The organism is Pseudomonas imrae (assembly GCF_046352735.2).
In the GTDB taxonomy this organism is placed as follows: domain Bacteria; phylum Pseudomonadota; class Gammaproteobacteria; order Pseudomonadales; family Pseudomonadaceae; genus Aquipseudomonas; species Aquipseudomonas imrae.
Map to the genome: position 1 here is coordinate 2,463,780 of NZ_CP110853.2, position 18,067 is coordinate 2,481,846.

The 18,067-nt window shown below is 60.6% G+C and carries 15 protein-coding genes and 1 pseudogene; 5 read left to right on the top strand and 11 right to left on the bottom strand.

Annotated features, from left to right (window positions below; translation table 11 throughout):
• Positions 1 to 158: 158 nt before the first annotated feature.
• Positions 159 to 413, top strand: a complete 255-nt coding sequence (locus tag OQ460_RS11045) for a hypothetical protein (protein WP_410021829.1) — start codon at positions 159 to 161, stop codon at positions 411 to 413.
• 41 nt (positions 414 to 454) lie between these two features.
• On the opposite strand, the gene OQ460_RS11050 is transcribed toward OQ460_RS11045, so the two are convergent.
• From OQ460_RS11050 to OQ460_RS11100, 11 genes and pseudogenes are all read right to left on the bottom strand, one after another.
• Complete coding sequence (locus OQ460_RS11050; protein ID WP_410021830.1) at positions 455 to 1,000, bottom strand: GNAT family N-acetyltransferase; 546 nt, start codon at positions 998 to 1,000, stop codon at positions 455 to 457.
• A 22-nt stretch (positions 1,001 to 1,022) separates the two neighbouring features.
• Positions 1,023 to 1,490, bottom strand: coding sequence for an LEA type 2 family protein (locus tag OQ460_RS11055; RefSeq protein ID WP_410021831.1), 468 nt, complete (start codon positions 1,488 to 1,490; stop codon positions 1,023 to 1,025).
• A gap of 8 nt (positions 1,491 to 1,498) precedes the next feature.
• Positions 1,499 to 2,926 carry a nucleobase:cation symporter-2 family protein gene (locus OQ460_RS11060; RefSeq protein ID WP_410021832.1) on the bottom strand — a complete coding sequence of 476 codons (1,428 nt, stop codon included), beginning with the start codon at positions 2,924 to 2,926 and terminating at the stop codon, positions 1,499 to 1,501.
• Positions 2,927 to 3,076: 150 nt separating this feature from the next.
• On the bottom strand, positions 3,077 to 4,054 hold the full coding sequence (locus tag OQ460_RS11065; RefSeq protein WP_410021833.1) for a 2-hydroxyacid dehydrogenase: 978 nt from the start codon (positions 4,052 to 4,054) through the stop codon (positions 3,077 to 3,079).
• Positions 4,051 to 5,352 (bottom strand): MFS transporter, encoded by a 1,302-nt coding sequence (locus OQ460_RS11070; RefSeq protein ID WP_410021834.1) that lies wholly within the window; start codon positions 5,350 to 5,352, stop codon positions 4,051 to 4,053. Before OQ460_RS11070 ends, OQ460_RS11065 begins: the two co-directional genes overlap by 4 nt.
• A 58-nt stretch (positions 5,353 to 5,410) precedes the next feature.
• On the bottom strand, positions 5,411 to 6,355 hold the full coding sequence (locus OQ460_RS11075) for a sugar kinase (RefSeq protein WP_410021835.1): 945 nt from the start codon (positions 6,353 to 6,355) through the stop codon (positions 5,411 to 5,413).
• Positions 6,348 to 7,130: a sugar phosphate isomerase/epimerase family protein gene (locus OQ460_RS11080; RefSeq protein WP_410021836.1), complete on the bottom strand. Its 783-nt coding sequence runs from the start codon at positions 7,128 to 7,130 to the stop codon at positions 6,348 to 6,350. Before OQ460_RS11080 ends, OQ460_RS11075 begins: the two co-directional genes overlap by 8 nt.
• Positions 7,131 to 7,196: 66 nt before the next feature.
• The gene (locus OQ460_RS11085) at positions 7,197 to 8,222 is read right to left on the bottom strand and encodes a LacI family DNA-binding transcriptional regulator (RefSeq protein ID WP_410021837.1); all 1,026 of its coding nucleotides are present in this window, start codon (positions 8,220 to 8,222) and stop codon (positions 7,197 to 7,199) included.
• Between the two features lie 402 nt (positions 8,223 to 8,624).
• Positions 8,625 to 8,750, bottom strand: a pseudogene (locus tag OQ460_RS11090) (DUF1345 domain-containing protein); the annotation flags it as partial.
• A 125-nt stretch (positions 8,751 to 8,875) separates the two neighbouring features.
• Positions 8,876 to 11,974, bottom strand: a complete 3,099-nt coding sequence (locus OQ460_RS11095; protein ID WP_410021838.1) for a multidrug efflux RND transporter permease subunit — start codon at positions 11,972 to 11,974, stop codon at positions 8,876 to 8,878.
• Positions 11,975 to 11,992: 18 nt separating this feature from the next.
• Positions 11,993 to 13,147, bottom strand: a complete 1,155-nt coding sequence (locus OQ460_RS11100) for an efflux RND transporter periplasmic adaptor subunit (protein WP_410021839.1) — start codon at positions 13,145 to 13,147, stop codon at positions 11,993 to 11,995.
• A 175-nt stretch (positions 13,148 to 13,322) separates the two neighbouring features.
• Between OQ460_RS11100 and OQ460_RS11105 the strand changes: the two genes are divergently transcribed.
• From OQ460_RS11105 to OQ460_RS11120, 4 genes are all read left to right on the top strand, one after another.
• On the top strand, positions 13,323 to 14,024 hold the full coding sequence (locus OQ460_RS11105; RefSeq protein ID WP_410021840.1) for a response regulator: 702 nt from the start codon (positions 13,323 to 13,325) through the stop codon (positions 14,022 to 14,024).
• Positions 14,025 to 14,028: 4 nt separating this feature from the next.
• Positions 14,029 to 15,333 (top strand): ATP-binding protein, encoded by a 1,305-nt coding sequence (locus OQ460_RS11110; RefSeq protein ID WP_410021841.1) that lies wholly within the window; start codon positions 14,029 to 14,031, stop codon positions 15,331 to 15,333.
• A 277-nt stretch (positions 15,334 to 15,610) separates the two neighbouring features.
• Positions 15,611 to 17,275: an AMP-binding protein gene (locus OQ460_RS11115; protein ID WP_410021842.1), complete on the top strand. Its 1,665-nt coding sequence runs from the start codon at positions 15,611 to 15,613 to the stop codon at positions 17,273 to 17,275.
• A 21-nt stretch (positions 17,276 to 17,296) separates the two neighbouring features.
• A complete protein-coding gene (locus tag OQ460_RS11120; protein WP_410021843.1) occupies positions 17,297 to 18,064 on the top strand; it encodes an SDR family NAD(P)-dependent oxidoreductase in 768 nt (255 codons plus the stop codon).
• Positions 18,065 to 18,067 lie beyond the last annotated feature (3 nt).

Genomic DNA, 18,067 nt, shown 5'->3' on the forward strand with positions numbered 1-18,067 from the left:
AGTTCCTTGGCTGGTGGTGGGCAATGAACAATGGAGTCGGAAAGGTCGGCAAAAGTTGCAGGTTATTTTTGACAATTACCCGCGCAACAAAAATCCGGATTCGGACCTTTCGACCTACAGTGTAAGATGTCACCTATTTGTGTAGCAGGTAATTCCACATGAGTTTCAATCTGGCCAACAAACCCCTCGCCGAGCGCGCAGCGCTTGAAGATGAAAAGTCCCGCCTGTACGACTTGTGGCAAAGCAACCTGGGTAAAGCCAAGGGTGAGGGCGCGCGATTGTTTGGCGAGCGCTCCAAGCGCAAGGGCAAATGGGCGGAATGGGTGCGCTCGGAACTGGATGGCATGTCGCCCCCGGAGTTTGCCAACATGGTGCGCAGTGAAGTCAATCGCTTGATGGCGGCCAACAAGTAAAAACCTGGCGGGTAACCAAAGGGGCTGGCCAAGCGTGCGGTTTATCGCCTGGCGAGCCACGCTTCGCGGGTCATTTCCCAGATATCCTTCGGGAAAGCCCCCTCCACAAACAGTCCCTCCTCACGCCGGATCAAGCGCATTCCGGCTTTTTCGGATATCCGCCGCGACGCCCGGTTCGGTGCTGCCTTGGGCACCCGCATCAACGGTCGTTTGAGCACGCTGAACCAATACTCGGTGACCGCCTCGCTGGCTTCAGCCATCAAGCCCTGACCTTGCCATTGCGGGCCGAGCCAGAAGCCTCGATTGTTATCCTGTTCGTCCATCAAGCTCACGTTGCCGATCAATTGCTCCGGCGCTTGCTTGAGACGAATCGACCAATGCCATTCGCGGCCCTGGGCAATGGCGGGCAGTGCAATATTTTCCAGATAGGTGCGGGCGCCATCGGCCGGGTAGGGCCAAGGTACAAGGGCGTTGAGGTAACGCACCACCTCCCAGTGAGCAAACTGTTGCTGGATCCCTTCGGCATCGTCCAGGGTCAGCGGGCGCAGAATCAGGCGTTCGGTATAGAGCGTCGGTAGCGCGTCCATGGGGTAGGACCCTCCATCTGTTTCACCAAGTGACGGTGTTGGGCAGGTCCAGCGTGCCACGGTCGACAAAGCGCATGGTGCCGAACAGCCCGCCCGCCAACTTGCCACGCAGCACGTAGGGCAAGTTGTTCAAACTCTGGGTCTGGCTCAGGCCCAGGGTCTGACGCAACACCGAAAACGCAGAAACGCTCACAGGCACCATCAGGACCGCTTCGGAGAATCGCGGGATGGAGCCTTGCTGGTCGCTGACGCCGGAGGCCAGTGGCCGCCCATTGACCTCCAGGTCCAGGGCCACGCCGTTGTAGTCGATCGCTGTTTCGTTGGGGTTCTGTACACGCAGCTTGACCGCGAAGCGTACCTCCAGCTCCTGGCTTTGCAGCGGTTCGATCCCCACAACGTTGATGTTCACCGGGTCGCGATTGGGGAACAGTGCACAGGCGCTCAGGCTGAGCAATACCAGGGACAAGGTCAGGCCGATCAGTCTGCGCATAAGGTGTCCTATTGGGTGGCGTCCGGGTCCTGCATCACTTTGAGGGTCGAGGCTTCCGGCTCAAATTCATCTTCTTCCAGCTCTATGAACTCTTCAGGCAGGAATATGTTCAGCAGGATCGCACAGAACGCGCCGACCGTAATCGGCGATTCAAAGATGTTGTGCAGCGCCTTGGGCAGTTCGCGCAAGACTTCCGGCACCGCTGCAACGCCCAGGCCCATCCCCAATGAGATGGCCACGATCAACACGTTGCGACGATGCAGGCCGGCTTCGGCGAGGATTTTGATCCCGGCCACCGCGACTGTGCCGAACATGATCAGGGTTGCCCCGCCCAGCACCGGTTTGGGCATCAGTTGCAAAACCGCGCCGATCATCGGGAACAGTCCCAGCAGCACCAGCAGGGCGGCGATGAAATATGCCACGTAGCGGCTGGCCACGCCGGTCAACTGGATCACCCCGTTGTTCTGGGCGAAGGTCACCATCGGCAGGCTGTTGAACGTGGCTGCCATGACCGAATTCAAGCCGTCGGCCAGCAGGCCAGACTTTATGCGCTTGATGTACAGCGGCCCCTTGACTGGCTGCTGGGAAATCATTGAGTTGGCCGTCAGGTCGCCTGCGGCCTCCAGGGGTGAAATCAGGAAAATCACCGCCACCGGGATAAACGCCACCCAATCAAACGAAAACCCGTACTTGAACGGGACGGGCACGCTGACCAGCGGCACTTGAGGCAATGCAGCCAGATCTACCCGGCCCAGCCACCAGGCAACCACGAAACCCAGGGTCAGGCCGATGACAATCGAGCCCAGGCGCAGGAATGGGTTGTTGAAGCGATTAAGTACCACGATCGTCAGCAATACCAATGCCGCAAGCCCCATATTGCCGGCTGCGCCAAGGTCGCTGGCGCCATAGCCACCGGCCATGTCGGTGACGGCCACCTTGATCAGCGACAAGCCCATCAGGGTAATGATGGTGCCGGTGACCACCGGGGTGATCAGCTTGCGCAGCTTGCCGATGAACTGGCTGAGTACCACTTCGATAAACGCTGCGAAGAAACAGATGCCAAAGATGGTCGAGAGAATTTCATCGGTGCCGCCGCCCCGGGCCTTGACCATGAAACCGGCGCTGAGAATCACACTGATAAACGAAAAACTGGTGCCTTGCAGGCACAGCAGACCCGAACCCACCGGGCCGAAGCGCCGCGCCTGGACAAATGTACCCAGGCCCGAGACAAACAACGCCATGCTTACGAGGTAAGGTACTTCGCTTTCCAGGCCCAGCACGCCGCCGACGATCAGCGTGGGTGTGATGATCCCGACAAAGCTGGCGAGCACATGCTGCAACGCGGCAAAAATCGCCGCGCTAAAGTGCGGACGATCTTCCAGACCATAAATCAGGTCGGACTTATAGCGGGGGCGAGGGGCTTGAGCGTCAGACAAAATACGTGCTCGGGTCAGAAAATGGAGGCGCAGGATGCCAGAAAGCGGCGACGGTCAGAAGTGTGACAGTATATTTTTCCGGCTTTCGAGCCGCAGGCCGAGAAAACACTCCGGCCTGTTCGAGCTGCCCTTAATCCGCGCGGTGCTGGATCAAGGCTGCCAGGCCGATTCGTTCACCAGATTCTGCGGTCGTGTTCCCGCCAGGGCCGCCAACAGATTGTCCACCGCACACCGCGCCATGGCTTCGCGGGTTTCATGGGTCGCGGAGCCGATGTGCGGCGTCGCCACCACGTTGTTCAGACGCAGCAGAGCTGAGTCCTGGTTCAATGGCTCACGTTCAAACACATCCAGCCCCGCCGCGCGGATGGTGCGTTGTTGCAGGGCCTGCACCAGCGCCGCTTCGTCCACCACCTTGCCCCTGGAAATGTTGATGAAGATGGTTTCCGGACCCATCTGCGCGAACTCCCTGGCGCCGATCAAACCCTGGGTCTGCGCGGTCAAGGGCAGCGTAAGGCAGACAAAGTCGGCTTGCTCGAGCAAGTCGGGCAAGCTGCGATAACCGGCGCCGAACCGCTGCTCCACCGCAGGCTTGGGCGATTGGCTGTGATAGATCACCGGCATGCCGAAACCAAAATGCCCGCGTTGGGCCAGGGCCTCACCAATGCGGCCCATACCGATGATGCCCAAGGTCTTGCCGTGGACGTCACTGCCGAAGTGCAGCGGGCCGATATTCTGGTTCCAGTTGCCGGCGCGCACCATGTTGGCCAGCTCCACCACTCGCCGGGCCGTTGCCAGGATCAATGCGAAGCCGGTGTCGGCCGTGGTTTCGGTGAGCACGTCCGGTGTGTTGCTGAGCAGGATGGCGCGTCGAGTCAAGTAGTCAATGTCGTAGTTGTCGACACCCACCGAAACGCTGGCGACCGCTTCCAGGCGGGGCGCCAGGTCCAGCAGTTTGGCGTCCAGGCGCAAGCTGGCACCCAGCAACCCCTGGGCGCTGGGCAACGCGTCGCGCAACTGCGCCAGGCCGCCTTCATCCAGCGACTCGATCAGCGTCACATTCACCTGTCCATGCAGGCGAGCCATCAGTGGTGCGGAGAGCTTTTTGTACAGCACGACATGCTTTTTCATGGGTTTTTTACCTGTAAATCAAGGGCGCGCAACGGTGCTGGCTGTGACCGCTCATCGGCATTGGGTTTAAGAAATATTGTCAAGACCACCGACACCAGCAACGCGCCGCTCATCAATAGGTAGGAGGCGCCGGGTGATCCGGTGCTGCTGTTCAGATAGCCCACCAGATAGGAACCACCAAACGAGCCCAGGGCGCCCATGCTGTTGATCAGGGCCATGGCGCCACCGGCGACGTTGGCTGGCAGGATCTCCGGGACGATCGCAAAAAATGGTCCGTAGGGCGCATACATGCAGGCCCCGGCGATGACCAACAGTGTGTATGACCACCAGAAGTGTTCGGCACCCAGCAGGTACGAGCCATAAAAGGCGACGGAGGCGATCAGCAACGGCGGCCACACAAAGCGTTTGCGCTTTTGCAGTTTGTCCGAGCCCCAGGACACCGCTAGCATCGCGATCACGGCTGCCAGATAAGGCAGGGCCGACAACCAGCCAGCCTCGACCATGTCCATCTGCAAGCCGCTCTTGAGGATCGACGGCAACCACAACACAAAGCCATAGACCCCGATGCTCCAGCAGAAGAACTGCAGGGCGAGGATGATCACCTTGGGCGAGCGAAAGGCTTCAGCGTAGTTTTTTACCGCCTTGAGCCCTACCTGCTCGGCGGCCAGGGCGGTTTCCAGGTCCTGCTTCTCTTGCACGTTGAGCCATTTGGCATCGCTCGGGCGATCATCGGCCAGGCGCCACCAGATAAAGGCCCAGAACACCGCCGGCAGGCCTTCGATGATGAACATCCAGCGCCAACTGTAATGCTGCACCAGATAGCCCGACACCACCGACATCCACAACATGGTTACCGGGTTGCCGAGGATCAGAAACGTATTGGCGCGCGAGCGCTCGGCGCGGGTGAACCAGTGGCACAGGTACACCAGCATCGCCGGCATCACCGCGGCTTCTACCACGCCCAACATGAAGCGGATCACGATTAGCATGTAGGCGTTGGAGACCACGCCGGTCAGCGTCGCCAAGCCGCCCCAGAGGATCAGGCTGACAAAAATCAGCTTCTTCACACTGCGCTTCTGGGCATAGATCGCGCCCGGCACCTGGAAGAAGAAGTAGCCAAGGAAGAACAGCGCGCCAAGCAGCGATGACATGCCCGGCGTGATCATCAGGTCTTCGGCCATGCCCGAGGCTGCGGCAAAGCCATAGTTGGCGCGGTCCAGATACGCCAGGCTGTAGGTGATAAAGACAATCGGCATGATGTACCACCAACGGCGGGTGGCGAGTTTCGGCGTTTGCATAAGGAGGCTCCTGAGCTTGTTGTAGTTGTGGCAACAGGTAACGGGGTTTCGGTTGGGGTCAGCCAGCTTTTTGCAGCGACGCAAGATCGGTACGCAATGGCAAACCTTCCATATCGCCACGACTCTGCACCGCGCGGCTGCCGATCCAGTTGGCGCGCTGTACGGCCTGGGCAAAGCTAAGGTTCTCCAGCAGGGCGCTGATCAAGCCCACCGCGAAACCATCGCCGGCCCCCACGGTATCCACCACATTGGCCACCGGTACCGCGCCAACAAAGCCCTGGTCCAGTTGGGTACGGTAATAAGCGCCATGTGGCCCGAGCTTGATCGCCACGGCTTCAACACCCTGATCGAGATAAAACGCGGCGATATCCGCCGGGTCTTCGAAGCCGGTCAGCAGTCGGCCTTCGCTCAAACCCGGCAAGACCCAGTGCGCCAGGCAGGCGAGGGCGTTGATTTCACGGACCATGCGCTGCTCGTTGTCCCACAGTGACGGGCGCAGGTTGGGATCGAACGACACGCTGCGCCCAGCTTCGCGCATCTGCGTCATCAATTGGCGAGACAGCTGCGCGGTGGTATCCGATAAGGCCGGCGGAATACCGGTAGCGTGCAAATGCCGTGCTTGCAGGAGTTCGGGGTGGATCGCTGCGCACGACAAGTGACTGGCGGCAGAGCCACGTCGGAAATATTCCACGTGTGGGTCGTCGCCGGTTTCTTCCCTGGACTTGAGCTGAAAGCCAGTCGGATGCAGCGGGTCGATCGCCACATGCCGGCAATCCAGGCCTTCACGTTCAAGGGTGTCGACCACGAAACGGCCCAATGAGTCATTGCCGACCCGGCTCAGCCAGGCGACATTGAAACCCAGGCGCGATAAGCCGATGGCTACATTGCTGTCAGCGCCGGCAATACGCTTTTCAAAATGCTCGACGTGGGCCAGGTCGCCGGTTTGCTCGGCGACAAACATCGCCATGGTTTCACCGAACGACAGAATATCGATCTCAGACATGAGCGTTCTCCAAACGGGGTTGGCCGAGGCTGGCGAGGGCGCAGACCTGCCGTGCGGTGACCTCGAGCAGGTCTTCGCCTTGCAACGGAAACTCCACGGCCCGACTGATACCTTGGGGCATATGGCGCAGTAATTGTTCCCACAGATGCAGGTCGGTGGCGCTCGGCGGCAGGGCCACCAGCTTGCCGTCTGCCCGCCGGGCCACGGCCTTGCAGTGCAGATAGTCGACATAACGCCCCAGCAGCCGTGCCGCCGTCAGGGCTGATTGGTCCTGCCATTGCCAGTTGCCGATGTCGAAGGTCATTTTGACTGGCACTGCCAATCGTTCGGCCTCGTCGAAGAAGCGCTGCATGGGTTCGATACGTCCACCGTGCAGGGTCTGATCGTTCTCCACCAGCAGGCCAACGGGGTGGCGGTTGAGCAGGGCGCTGAGGCTGTGCAGGTCGTTGGTGTCGGTGAAATAACCCAGGGAGACCTTCAGCCAGCGAGCACCGAAGGCCAGGGCACGGTCCAGGGTGTCGGCCAGTTGGGCATTGGGTTGCGAGCGCCCGGCGACCCATAGTTCCAATGGCGATGAAAAAACACATTCCAACCCGTGCTCGGCGGCGGCCTGTGCCAGTTCAGCAGGCTGCTCGCTGGTCAACAGTTCTTCGCGCCACTCGATACGCCGGGCGCCAGCGGCGGCCAATAGCGCGGCGAAGCTTAATTGGCCACGTTGGCGGATCAGGTCGGCGCCGTAGCTGGAGAGGCTGATGGAAACGGGGTATTTGTGCATTGTTATTGACCTCTGAAACCGGTTTCATTTTTTGTCGTAAATGGCGATGTGTTCCAACCCAATGGCCTATTTGTGTAGCGACTGGGTGGAGCCTCGGACGATCAGTTGTGGCAGGAAATCCAAGGTGCGCGCCGGCTCTGAATCGCCGCGCAAACGCTGGAGCAGACAGTCAAATGCGCTGGCGCCGATAGCGTCCGTCGGCTGGGCGAGGGCGGTAATGCCGCTTCCCACCAGCGGGTACCAGTCCAGGTCATCGAGGGCAATCAGGCCGATGTCCTCGAACAATGCACAGCCCAACTCGCGCAGGACAGCCGTGCAAGCCAGCGTGGCGATGCCATTGGCGCAAAACAGGGCTTTGGGACCCGCAGTGTCAGCGTCAAGAAAGGCTTGCACGCGAGCGTGCAGGTCGGGCCCGATTTCCAGTACAGCGCCACGCAGGGCCTTGCGACGTTCGATCTGGGCCTTGAAACTGTCCATTCGCTCCAGTCGCGAGCTGGTGCCATCAGCCGCTTCGCTGATCAGCAACAGATCGCGATAGCCTTTTTGTTCAAGGTGATCGAGTGCCATCGATACGGCTACCCGGTTATCCAGGCCTACCAGGTCGCTATGCAGTGCGTCGACCTTGCGATCCACCAGCACCATCGGCATTTCCTGCTGCAGTTCCAGCAGTTGATCCAGGTGATGACCTAGGGTGTTCACGATCAGCCCTTCGATGTTGTAGGCGCGCAACGCCGCCAGGTGCTGGCGCTCCTGCTCGTCATCGCGGTCGGTGTTGCACACCACCAGGCTGTAGCCGTGCTTGCGGCAGGCGGTTTCCACGCCATGCATCACGGCAATCGAATAGGGGTTGCGGATATCGGCCACAAGCATGCCGATCAGGCGCGTACGCCCGCGCTTCAAGCCACGTGCCATTTGATTGGGACGGTAGCCCAACTGGTCAATGGCCTGTTCGATGCGCAGGGCGGTAGCGTCGGAAAGCAGCGCACGGTCATCGCCGATAAAACGCGACACGCTGGCTTTGGATACGCCGGCGCGTTCGGCCACATCAAGCATGGTCACGCGGCGGCGCTGGGCGGCGGAAAAACTGTTCACGGCTGTCGACCTTCTTTTTATAGGTTTAACGGCAACAGCGTGCGGTTGTGCAACAGCTGAAACCGGTTTCAGGAAACACTAAAGTAGGAAGGCAGTCAATATTTTGTAGGACTACGCGCGACAGTCGGACTAAAAACCTGTCTTTTCAAGGTTTTTGAGAAAATCAACCTGATGCGGCTAACGCCGGCCAGTAAAGCAGGCATTCAGTACAAGTCGTGAAGATCAATGGTGGGAGCCCCGTCCTGTCTTCCCGCAGGGTCTCGATGCCTGCCTCGGTTTCTTGAGCCAGATCAATCCAGCGTCTGGAAGCTTTGTGCCGCATCAATTGAACAGCCCGGCGGCGATATTGATCGAAAAGCCCAGAATCGCGGTGAGAAAACCGACCAGCGATTGTCCCAGCACCACTTCGGTGTTCCAACCGATGAGGATTTTGCTGAGGATTGAGTCCGCAGGAGCCAGGATGCCCACCGCCAGGCCCAGGGTGGCAGCGGCGGAGAGGCGGGGGTGGGTACGGGCGAGGAAAGGCATGGTGCTCACACGGTTAGGCTGTGCAAGCACCATAGGTTGCGCGGATGTGCGCGGCAAGCGGTAGGTGAGCTACAAGCTGCAAGTCACAGGCTACCGGCTCTTTCTTGCAGCTTGCAGCTTGCAGCTTAAAGCTTACTGCTGCCTCTACGCACCAACTTCATCACCACCACAAAAAACACCGGTACAAACACTATCGCCAATGTCGCGGTGATCATCCCGCCAATCACGCCGGTGCCAATGGCTTGCTGGCTCGCCGAACTGGCTCCGGTGGCAATTGCCAACGGCACCACGCCGAGGATAAACGCCAGCGACGTCATGATGATCGGGCGCAGGCGCAGGCGCGCGGCTTTCAACGTTGCGTCGATCAGGTCCTCGCCCTGGTCATAGAGGTCCTTGGCGAACTCGATGATCAGGATCGCGTTTTTCGCCGACAGGCCAATGATGGTGATCAGGCCCACCTTGAAAAACACATCGTTGGGCATGCCGCGCAAAGACACTGCCAGCACCGCGCCCAACACCCCCAGCGGCACCACCAGCAGCACCGAGGTGGGGATCGACCAGCTCTCATACAGTGCAGCCAGGCACAGGAATACGATCAGCAGCGACAGCACCAGCAACAGCGGTGCCTGGGCGCCGGATAGACGCTCCTGCAACGACAACCCGGTCCATTCCTGGCCGAGGCCGGCCGGCAACTGGCTGACCAGGCGCTGGACTTCCTCCATGGCCTCGCCGGTGCTGTGGCCTGGCGCCGCTTCACCGGAAATCGCGATGGCCGGGTAACCGTTATAGCGAGTCAACTGCGCGGGGCCCTGGATCCAGCGGGCCTGGACGAAGGCTGATAACGGCACCATTTTCCCGGCGTTGTTGCGCACATGGATCTTCATCAGGTCTTCGACCTGACTGCGCTGATCGCCTTCGGCCTGTACCACCACCCGCTGCATGCGTCCCTGATTGGGAAAGTCATTGATGTAGGCCGAGCCAATCGCCGAGGACAGGATATTGCCGACATCGGCAAATGACACGCCCAAGGCGTTGGCTTGCTTGCGGTCAACCTCAAGCTGTACTTGCGGGGCTTCGGCCAGGGCACTTTCGCGCACGTTGGCGAGGATCGGGCTCTTTTCAGCCGCGGCCAGCAACTCGGTGCGTGCGCTCATCAATGCTGCGTGGCCAACGCCGCCACGGTCTTGCAGGCGGAACTCAAAGCCGCTGGAGGTGCCCAGACCATCCACCGGAGGCGGCAGGATGGCATAGGCAATCGCGTCCTTGAGCTCGGTAAAGGCCATGGTCGCGCGGTCGGCGATGGCCGCTGCCGAGTCGTCACTGCCACGCTCGGACCAGTCCTTGAGCGTGGTGAAGGCCAGCGCGGCGTTTTGCCCTGAGCCTGAGAAACTGAAGCCCATGATCATCGTCGTATCACCCACACCAGGTTCGCTCGCGTTGTGGGCCTCGATCTGTTCGGCGACCTGCACTGTGCGGTTCTTGCTCGCACCCGGCGGCAGTTGGATATCGGTGATGGTGTAACCCTGGTCCTCAACCGGCAGGAACGAGGAGGGCAGGCGACTGAACAACAGCCCCAGGCCCACCAGCAACACCAGATAGATCAGCAGGTAGCGCCCGCTGCGCTTGAGCGCATAGGCCACCCAGCCTTCATAGCGGTCGTTGAACTGATCAAAGCGCCGGTTGAACCAGCCAAAGAAACCGCCTTTGGCATGGTGCTCGCCCTTGGCAATCGGCTTGAGCAACGTTGCGCACAACGCCGGTGTCAGGGTCAGGGCGAGAAATGCCGAGAACAGGATCGAAGTCGCCATCGACAACGAGAACTGCTGGTAGATCACACCCACCGACCCCGACATGAACGCCATCGGCAGAAACACCGCCACCAGCACCAGGGTAATGCCGATAATCGCCCCGGTAATCTGCCCCATGGCCTTGCGCGTCGCTTCCTTGGGCGAAAGGCCTTCAGTGACCATGATCCGTTCGACGTTCTCCACCACCACGATCGCATCGTCCACCAGGATGCCGATGGCCAATACCATGCCGAACATGGTCAGCACGTTGATCGAAAATCCCAGCAGCAACATGGTGGCGAAGGTGCCCATCAATGCAATCGGCACCACCAGCGTCGGGATCAAGGTGTAGCGGATGTTCTGCAGGAACAGGAACATCACCGCAAACACCAGCAGCATCGCTTCGCCCAGGGTGTAGACCACTTTGGTGATCGAGACCTTGACGAAAGGCGAGGTGTCATACGGGATTTTGTACTCCACGTTGGCCGGGAAGTAGCGAGACAGTTCATCCATCTTCGCCCGCACCAGCGTCGCGGTGTTCAACGCATTGGCCCCCGGCGACAGCTGCACGCTGACCGCCGTGGACGGCTTGCCGTTCAAACGCGTGGAAAACTGGTACTCCTGGCTGCCGATTTCGACACGCGCTACATCGCCGATACGCACGGTAGAGCCGTCCGGGTTGGCCTTGAGCACAATGTCGGCGAACTCGGCAGGCGTCGACAACTGACCCTTGACCAGAATCGACGCGGTGATTTCCTGGGTATTGCTGCCCGGCAAGTCGCCAATGCTGCCTGCCGAGACCTGGGCGTTCTGTGCGGCTATCGCGGCGTTGACGTCCGCCGGGGTCAGGCTGAAACCAATCAGTTTCTGCGGGTCGATCCAGATCCGCATCGCTCGTTCAGCGCCATAGAGCTGCGCCTTGCCCACGCCGTCAAGGCGTTTGAGCTCGTTCATCACGTTGCGCGCCAGGTAATCGCTGAGGGCTACGTCGTCGAGGGCGCCGTCACTGGAGGTCAGGGTCACCAGCAACAGAAAACCGGCGGAGACTTTCTCCACTTGCAAACCCTGCTGGGTCACCGCTTGCGGCAAGCGCGGCTCAACGGCCTTGAGGCGGTTCTGTACATCGACCTGAGCCATTTCCGGGTTGGTGCCCGGCTGGAAAGTCGCCGTGATGGTCGCGCTGCCGAGGCTGCTCTGGGATTCGAAATACAACAGGTGATCAGCGCCGTTGAGCTCTTGCTCGATCAAGCTGACCACGCTTTCGTCCAGGGTCTGGGCCGAAGCCCCCGGGTAGGTGGCGTAGATTTCGACCTTCGGCGGCGCGACGTCAGGGTACTGGGCCACCGGCAACTGCGGGATGGCCATGGCGCCGGCCAGCAGGATAAACAGAGCGACCACCCAGGCGAAGATCGGGCGGTCAATAAAGAACTGCGGCATTGTTTCCTATCCCTTTGGTTACTGGCCAGGCGCCTGGGCGATGGACTCGGGGCTGGCATCGACTTGCACTTTCTCACCGGGGCGCGCGTGTTGCAGGCCTTCGACGACGATACGGTCGCCGGCCTTGAGGCCGCTGTTGACGATCCAGCGGTCATTGACCGCCGAGCCGAGTTCCACCGGCTGCTGGATGACGTTTTGCTCGGCGTCGAGCAGCAACACCATGGGAATGCCGGCACTGTCGCGGCTGATGGCCCGTTGCGGCACGCTAAGGCCCTGCTGGTCGACGGCCTGCTCCAGGCGCACGCGGATAAAGCTGCCGGGCAGCAGATCAAGGTCCGGGTTGGGGAACTCGCTGCGCAAGTTGATTTGCCCGGTGCCGGGATCTACGGAAATTTCCGCGAACAACAGTTTGCCCGGCAACGGGTAAAGACTGCCGTCATCCTGGATCAGCGTGGCCTTGGCCTGGTCCTGACCGATCTGTTTCAAATGCCCTGCGCGAAAGGCGCGGCGCAAGTCATTCAGTTCGCGGGTGGACTGGGTGAGGTCGGCGTGGATCGGGTCCAGTTGCTGAATCACCGCCAACGGGGTGGTCTCGTTCTGGCCCACCAGTGCGCCTTCGGTCACGAGTGCCCGGCCAATACGCCCGGAAATGGGCGCGGTCACAGTCGCATAGCCGAGGTTGAGCCGGGCGCGCTGCACGGCAGCCTGATTGGCCGCCACGTCGGCGGCGGTTTGTCGGGCGGCCGCACGTGCGTTGTCGTAGTCCTGGGCACTGATGGCGTTTCCTTCCACCAACTGGCTATAGCGCTGTTCTTGCAGCCTGGCCTGGAAGGCATTGGCCTGGGCTTTGCGCAAATTGGCCTGGGCGCTGTCCAGGTCGGCCTTGAACGGCGCCGGGTCGATGCGAAACAGCACGTCGCCCTGTTTGACATCATGCCCTTCGCTGAATACCCGCTCCAACACCACGCCGGCCACCCGTGCGCGTACTTCGGCAATGCGCGGGGCGGCGATGCGCCCGCTCAGCTCGGTGCTGATGGACAGAGGCTTGGCTTCCAGGGTTTCGATGCGCACTTTGGCCAGCGGCATTTCCACAGCGTCATCTGAGTTGCCACACGCACTCAAGGCCAGTGTCAGTGTCAGCAGGCAAAACGGCGCAAACAGATTCTTCGACATGCTCTTATCCCAATATTGACTGGCGCATCCTACGCACGCCCAGGCTGAGGTGCTGTGAAGCTGTGTAGGGCGTGTGTGAAGAAATGTAAGGTACGGCGCACGCTGCGGCGCGCACGTATATCCTCTATAGCCGCCAAGCCGTACCACACCGAAAACCGCACCCTTTGGAAACACCATGCCCAACATCCTCCTGGTCGAAGACGACGCCGCACTTTCCGAGTTGATTGCCAGTTACCTTGAGCGCAATGGCTATCACGTCAGTGTGCTCAGTCGCGGCGACCATGTCCGGGAGCGGGCCAGGCTCAATCCGCCTGACCTGGTGATCCTCGACCTGATGCTGCCGGGGCTCGACGGCCTGCAAGTGTGCCGGTTGCTGCGGGCGGATTCGGCTGGCCTGCCGATCCTGATGCTCACGGCGCGCGATGACAGCCACGATCAGGTGCTGGGCCTGGAAATGGGCGCCGACGACTACGTGACCAAACCCTGCGAGCCGCGCGTGCTTCTGGCGCGGGTGCGCACGCTGTTGCGGCGCAGCAGTCTCACCGAGCCGCAAGTGGCCAACGACCAGATACTGATCGGCAACCTGTGCATCGACTTGTCAGAACGCACGGTCACCTGGCGTGACCAGGCGGTAGAACTGTCCAGTGGCGAATACAACCTGTTGGTGGTGCTGGCACGCCATGCAGGCGAAGTCCTCAGCCGCGATCAGATCCTGCAACGCCTGCGGGGCATTGAGTTCAATGGCACCGATCGTTCGGTCGACGTGGCGATTTCAAAGCTGCGGCGCAAGTTCGACGATCATGCCGGCGAGGCGCGCAAAATCAAGACCGTCTGGGGCAAGGGCTACTTGTTCAGCCGCTCCGAGTGGGAATGCTGAGACGATGTTCCGGGTTCTCATTCGTCTCTATCTGCTGACTATCGTGACCTACAGCGCGGCGATCTACCTGATCCCCAAGGGCATTATCCAGGTCTTCCATCAGCGCTACATGGATTACAACGTCGAACAGTCCCGTGGCTTGCAGGCGCTCATCGTCAAGCAATACCACAGCGTTCCGGTGGAGCAGTGGTCGCAGGTCACCGACCAGTTGGCTGCGGAATTTGCGCCGTTGAAGGTGCAGTTGCTGCATCGCCAGGATGCGAGCTATACGCCGGCCGAAGAGCGGTTGCTGGAGCAGGGCAGATCAGTCATTCGCCTGGGGGAGTGGGGCTGGATGGAAGAAGTCAGTTCGCCGCTCAACCCGCAGTTGGCGGTGAAGATGACTATCCCGCCAGACCCTATGGACATGAACCTGTTGTACTGGAGCATGAATGTACTGATCGGCGCGGCATTGCTCGCGGGTCTGCTGGTGTGGCTCAGGCCCCACTGGCGTGATCTGGAGCGGCTCAAGATGACGGCCGCGCAACTGGGGCGTGGCAACCTGGATGCACGTACGCAGATTCCTGCCAGCTCTAACATCGGAAGTCTGGCGGCGGTGTTCGACACTATGGCCAATGACATCGAAAAGCTGCTCAACCAGCAACGGGACTTGCTTAACGCAGTGTCCCATGAGTTGCGCACGCCGTTGACGCGCCTGGACTTTGGCCTGGCCCTGGCGCTTTCCGAAGACTTGCCGGTGGCCAGTCGTGAACGCCTGCAAGGGCTGGTGGCGCATATTCGCGAGCTGGATGACCTGGTGCTGGAGCTGCTGTCCTACAGCCGCCTGCAAAACCCGGCGCAGTTACCTGAACAGGTGGAAGTGGTGCTCGATGAGTTTATCGACAGCGTCCTGGGCAGTGTCGACGACGAGCTGGAGAACCCCGAGATCGTCATCGATGTGGCGCTGGACTGCTCCGTGGAGCGCTTCGCCCTTGATCCGCGCCTCACCGCCCGGGCCTTGCAGAACCTGTTGCGCAATGCCACGCGCTATTGCGAGCGACGTATCCAGGTGGGGGTCAAGGTGTGTGCCAAGGGGTGTGAGATCTGGGTTGACGATGATGGTATCGGGATTCCAGAAGAGCAGCGCGAGCGGATCTTCGAGCCGTTCTATCGGCTGGATCGCAGCCGTGATCGTTCAACCGGCGGGTTTGGCCTGGGTTTGGCGATCAGCCGGCGAGCGCTGGAGGCGCAGGGTGGCACGTTGACGGCGCAGGCCTCGTCGTTGGGCGGGGCGCGGTTTCGATTGTGGTTGCCGAGCCAGAAGGTGTAGCGGGCCGAACGACCCGTATCCATCAGTACACGTTGTCGGCTTCCTTTTCCCTCTTGGCATTGGTATCTACGCAACTTCAGGGGCGATTTTTTGGGAGTAGCGACTCTCAAGCCAGGCCTGAAAACATCATGCGCCATGTAGATGCCTGGCTGCCATTGGCCAAACCAGTCAGGCATGTTGAAGGCTTTGACCATTGTCCACCGAGCGCTCTGGAGCGACTATTTCATCGGTTTACGTAGCCCATCCTGAAAATAAAAAGACAGAGGGATTTGAAGCGATGCGTGATTACTCGACTGCCACTACCCAGTTCAACTATCAGCAAACCGTTGACGCCGCGCTGGCCGGCAACCTGCAGGGGCTCAATGCCTGCGTCGAATGCTGTGACCGCCATGCCTTGCCGGGCCGTATAGCGTTGTTCTGGGAGGGCAAGGATGGCAGCAGCGCCACCGCCACTTTCTGTGAGTTGCAGGACCAGGCCGCGCGCTTTGCCAACTTTCTCCTGGCCCAGGGCGTCAAGCGTGGCGACAAGGTCGCGGGCCTGTTGCCGCGTACCGCCGAGTTGCTGGTGGTGGTACTTGCGACCTGGCGCATCGGTGCGGTCTACCAGCCATTGTTCACCGCATTCGGACCCAAGGCCATCGAGCATCGCCTGAGCAGCTCGGGTGCGGTGCTGGTGGTCACCGATGATGTAAACCGCGGCAAACTCGTGGAAGTAGCCGATTGCCCGATGATTGTCACCGTCGCGGGGCCCAAGGGTGAGGGCATTGTGCAGGGCGACTACAGCTTCTGGGCCGAACTGGCGAATTATTCCAACGTCTGCGACCCTGTGCTGCTGGGAGCCGATGATCCATTCCTGCTGATGTTTACATCGGGCACCACCGGCCCTTCAAAAGCCCTGTCGGTGCCGCTCAAGGCGATGGTGGCGTTCCAGAGCTACACCCGCGATGCGGTGGACTTGCGCCCCGAAGACGCATTCTGGAACGTGGCCGACCCAGGCTGGGCCTATGGCATCTACTTTGGCGTGACCGGACCGCTTTCCATGGGGCATCCGATTACCTTCTACGATGGGCCTTTCACCCTCGAAAGCACTTGCCGCGTCATCAATAAATACGCGATTACCAACCTCACCGGTTCGCCAACCGCCTATCGCTTGTTGATTGCCGGTGGCGAGCAGTTTGCCCGCTCGATCAAGGGCAAGCTGCGGATTGTCAGCAGTGCCGGCGAGCCGTTGAACCCGGAAGTGATCCGCTGGTTCGCCGATAACCTGGGCGTGGTCATCCACGACCACTACGGCCAGACCGAGCTGGGCATGGTGTTGTGCAACCACCATGGCCTGGGCCACCCGGTGCATGTGGGCTCCGCCGGGTTTGCCTCGCCGGGTCATCGCATTGTGGTCCTCGACGACGACTATCAGGAATTACCCGCCGGCCAGCCTGGCATCCTTGCCATCGACCGCGAGCAGTCGCCGATGTGCTGGTTTGCAGGCTACGAAGGGGTCAAGACCAAGGCGTTCGTTGGCAAGTACTACCTCAGCGGCGACACCGTGGAATTGAACCCCGATGGCAGCATCAGTTTTGTCGGGCGCAGCGATGATGTGATCACGACCTCCGGTTATCGCGTTGGTCCGTTTGACGTGGAAAGTGCGCTGGTGGAGCACCCGGCGGTGATCGAAGCCGCTGTCGTCGGCAAGCCGGATGCGCAGCGTACCGAGCTGGTCAAGGCATTCGTGGTGATCAGCGGGCAATACCGCGCCGACCCGCAGCTTGCCGAAGAGCTGCGCCAGCATGTGCGCAAGCGCCTGGCGGCCCACGCCTATCCGCGCGAGATCGAATTTGTCAGTGACTTGCCCAAGACTCCGAGTGGCAAGTTGCAGCGTTTTATTTTGCGTAATCAGGAAATTGCCAAGGTCCAGGCCGCGCTTGCTGCCGCAACCACGGCGTGACCCCATTTCAAGGAAACAGTGATGCAGATTGAGAACAAGGTTTTTCTGGTCAGTGGAGGGGCGTCCGGCCTCGGTGCGGCCACTGCCGAAATGTTGGTGGCCGCTGGCGCCAAAGTGATGCTGGTGGATCTGAATGCCGACGCGGTTGCCGCTCAGGCGAATAAGCTGGGCGATCAGGCCCGTAGCGTGGTGGCTGATATCAGTCAGGAAGCAGCCGCTGAGGCAGCGGTGCAGGCTACCGTAGCTGCGTTTGGCGGTTTGCACGGGTTGATCAACTGTGCGGGTGTGGTACGAGGCGAAAAAATTCTTGGTAAAGAGGGGCCGCACGCTTTGGCCAGCTTTGCCCAAGTCATTAATGTCAACCTGATCGGCAGCTTCAATTTGCTGCGCCTGGCCGCCGCCGCCATTGCCGAAAGCGAGGCCGACGCCGATGGCGAGCGCGGCGTGATCATCAACACCGCGTCGGTCGCGGCGTTCGACGGCCAGATCGGCCAGGCCGCATATGCGGCCTCCAAAGGCGCGATTGCCAGCCTGACCTTGCCCGCCGCCCGGGAACTGGCGCGCTTCGGCATTCGAGTGATGACCATCGCCCCCGGCATATTCGAAACCCCGATGATGGCGGGAATGACCCCACAAGTCCGCGAGTCGCTGGCTGCCGGCGTGCCATTCCCTCCACGCCTGGGCAAACCGACCGAATACGCAGCGCTGGCCCGCCATATTATTGAAAACAGCATGCTCAATGGTGAGGTGATCCGTCTTGACGGCGCCTTGCGCATGGCGGCCAAGTAAGGA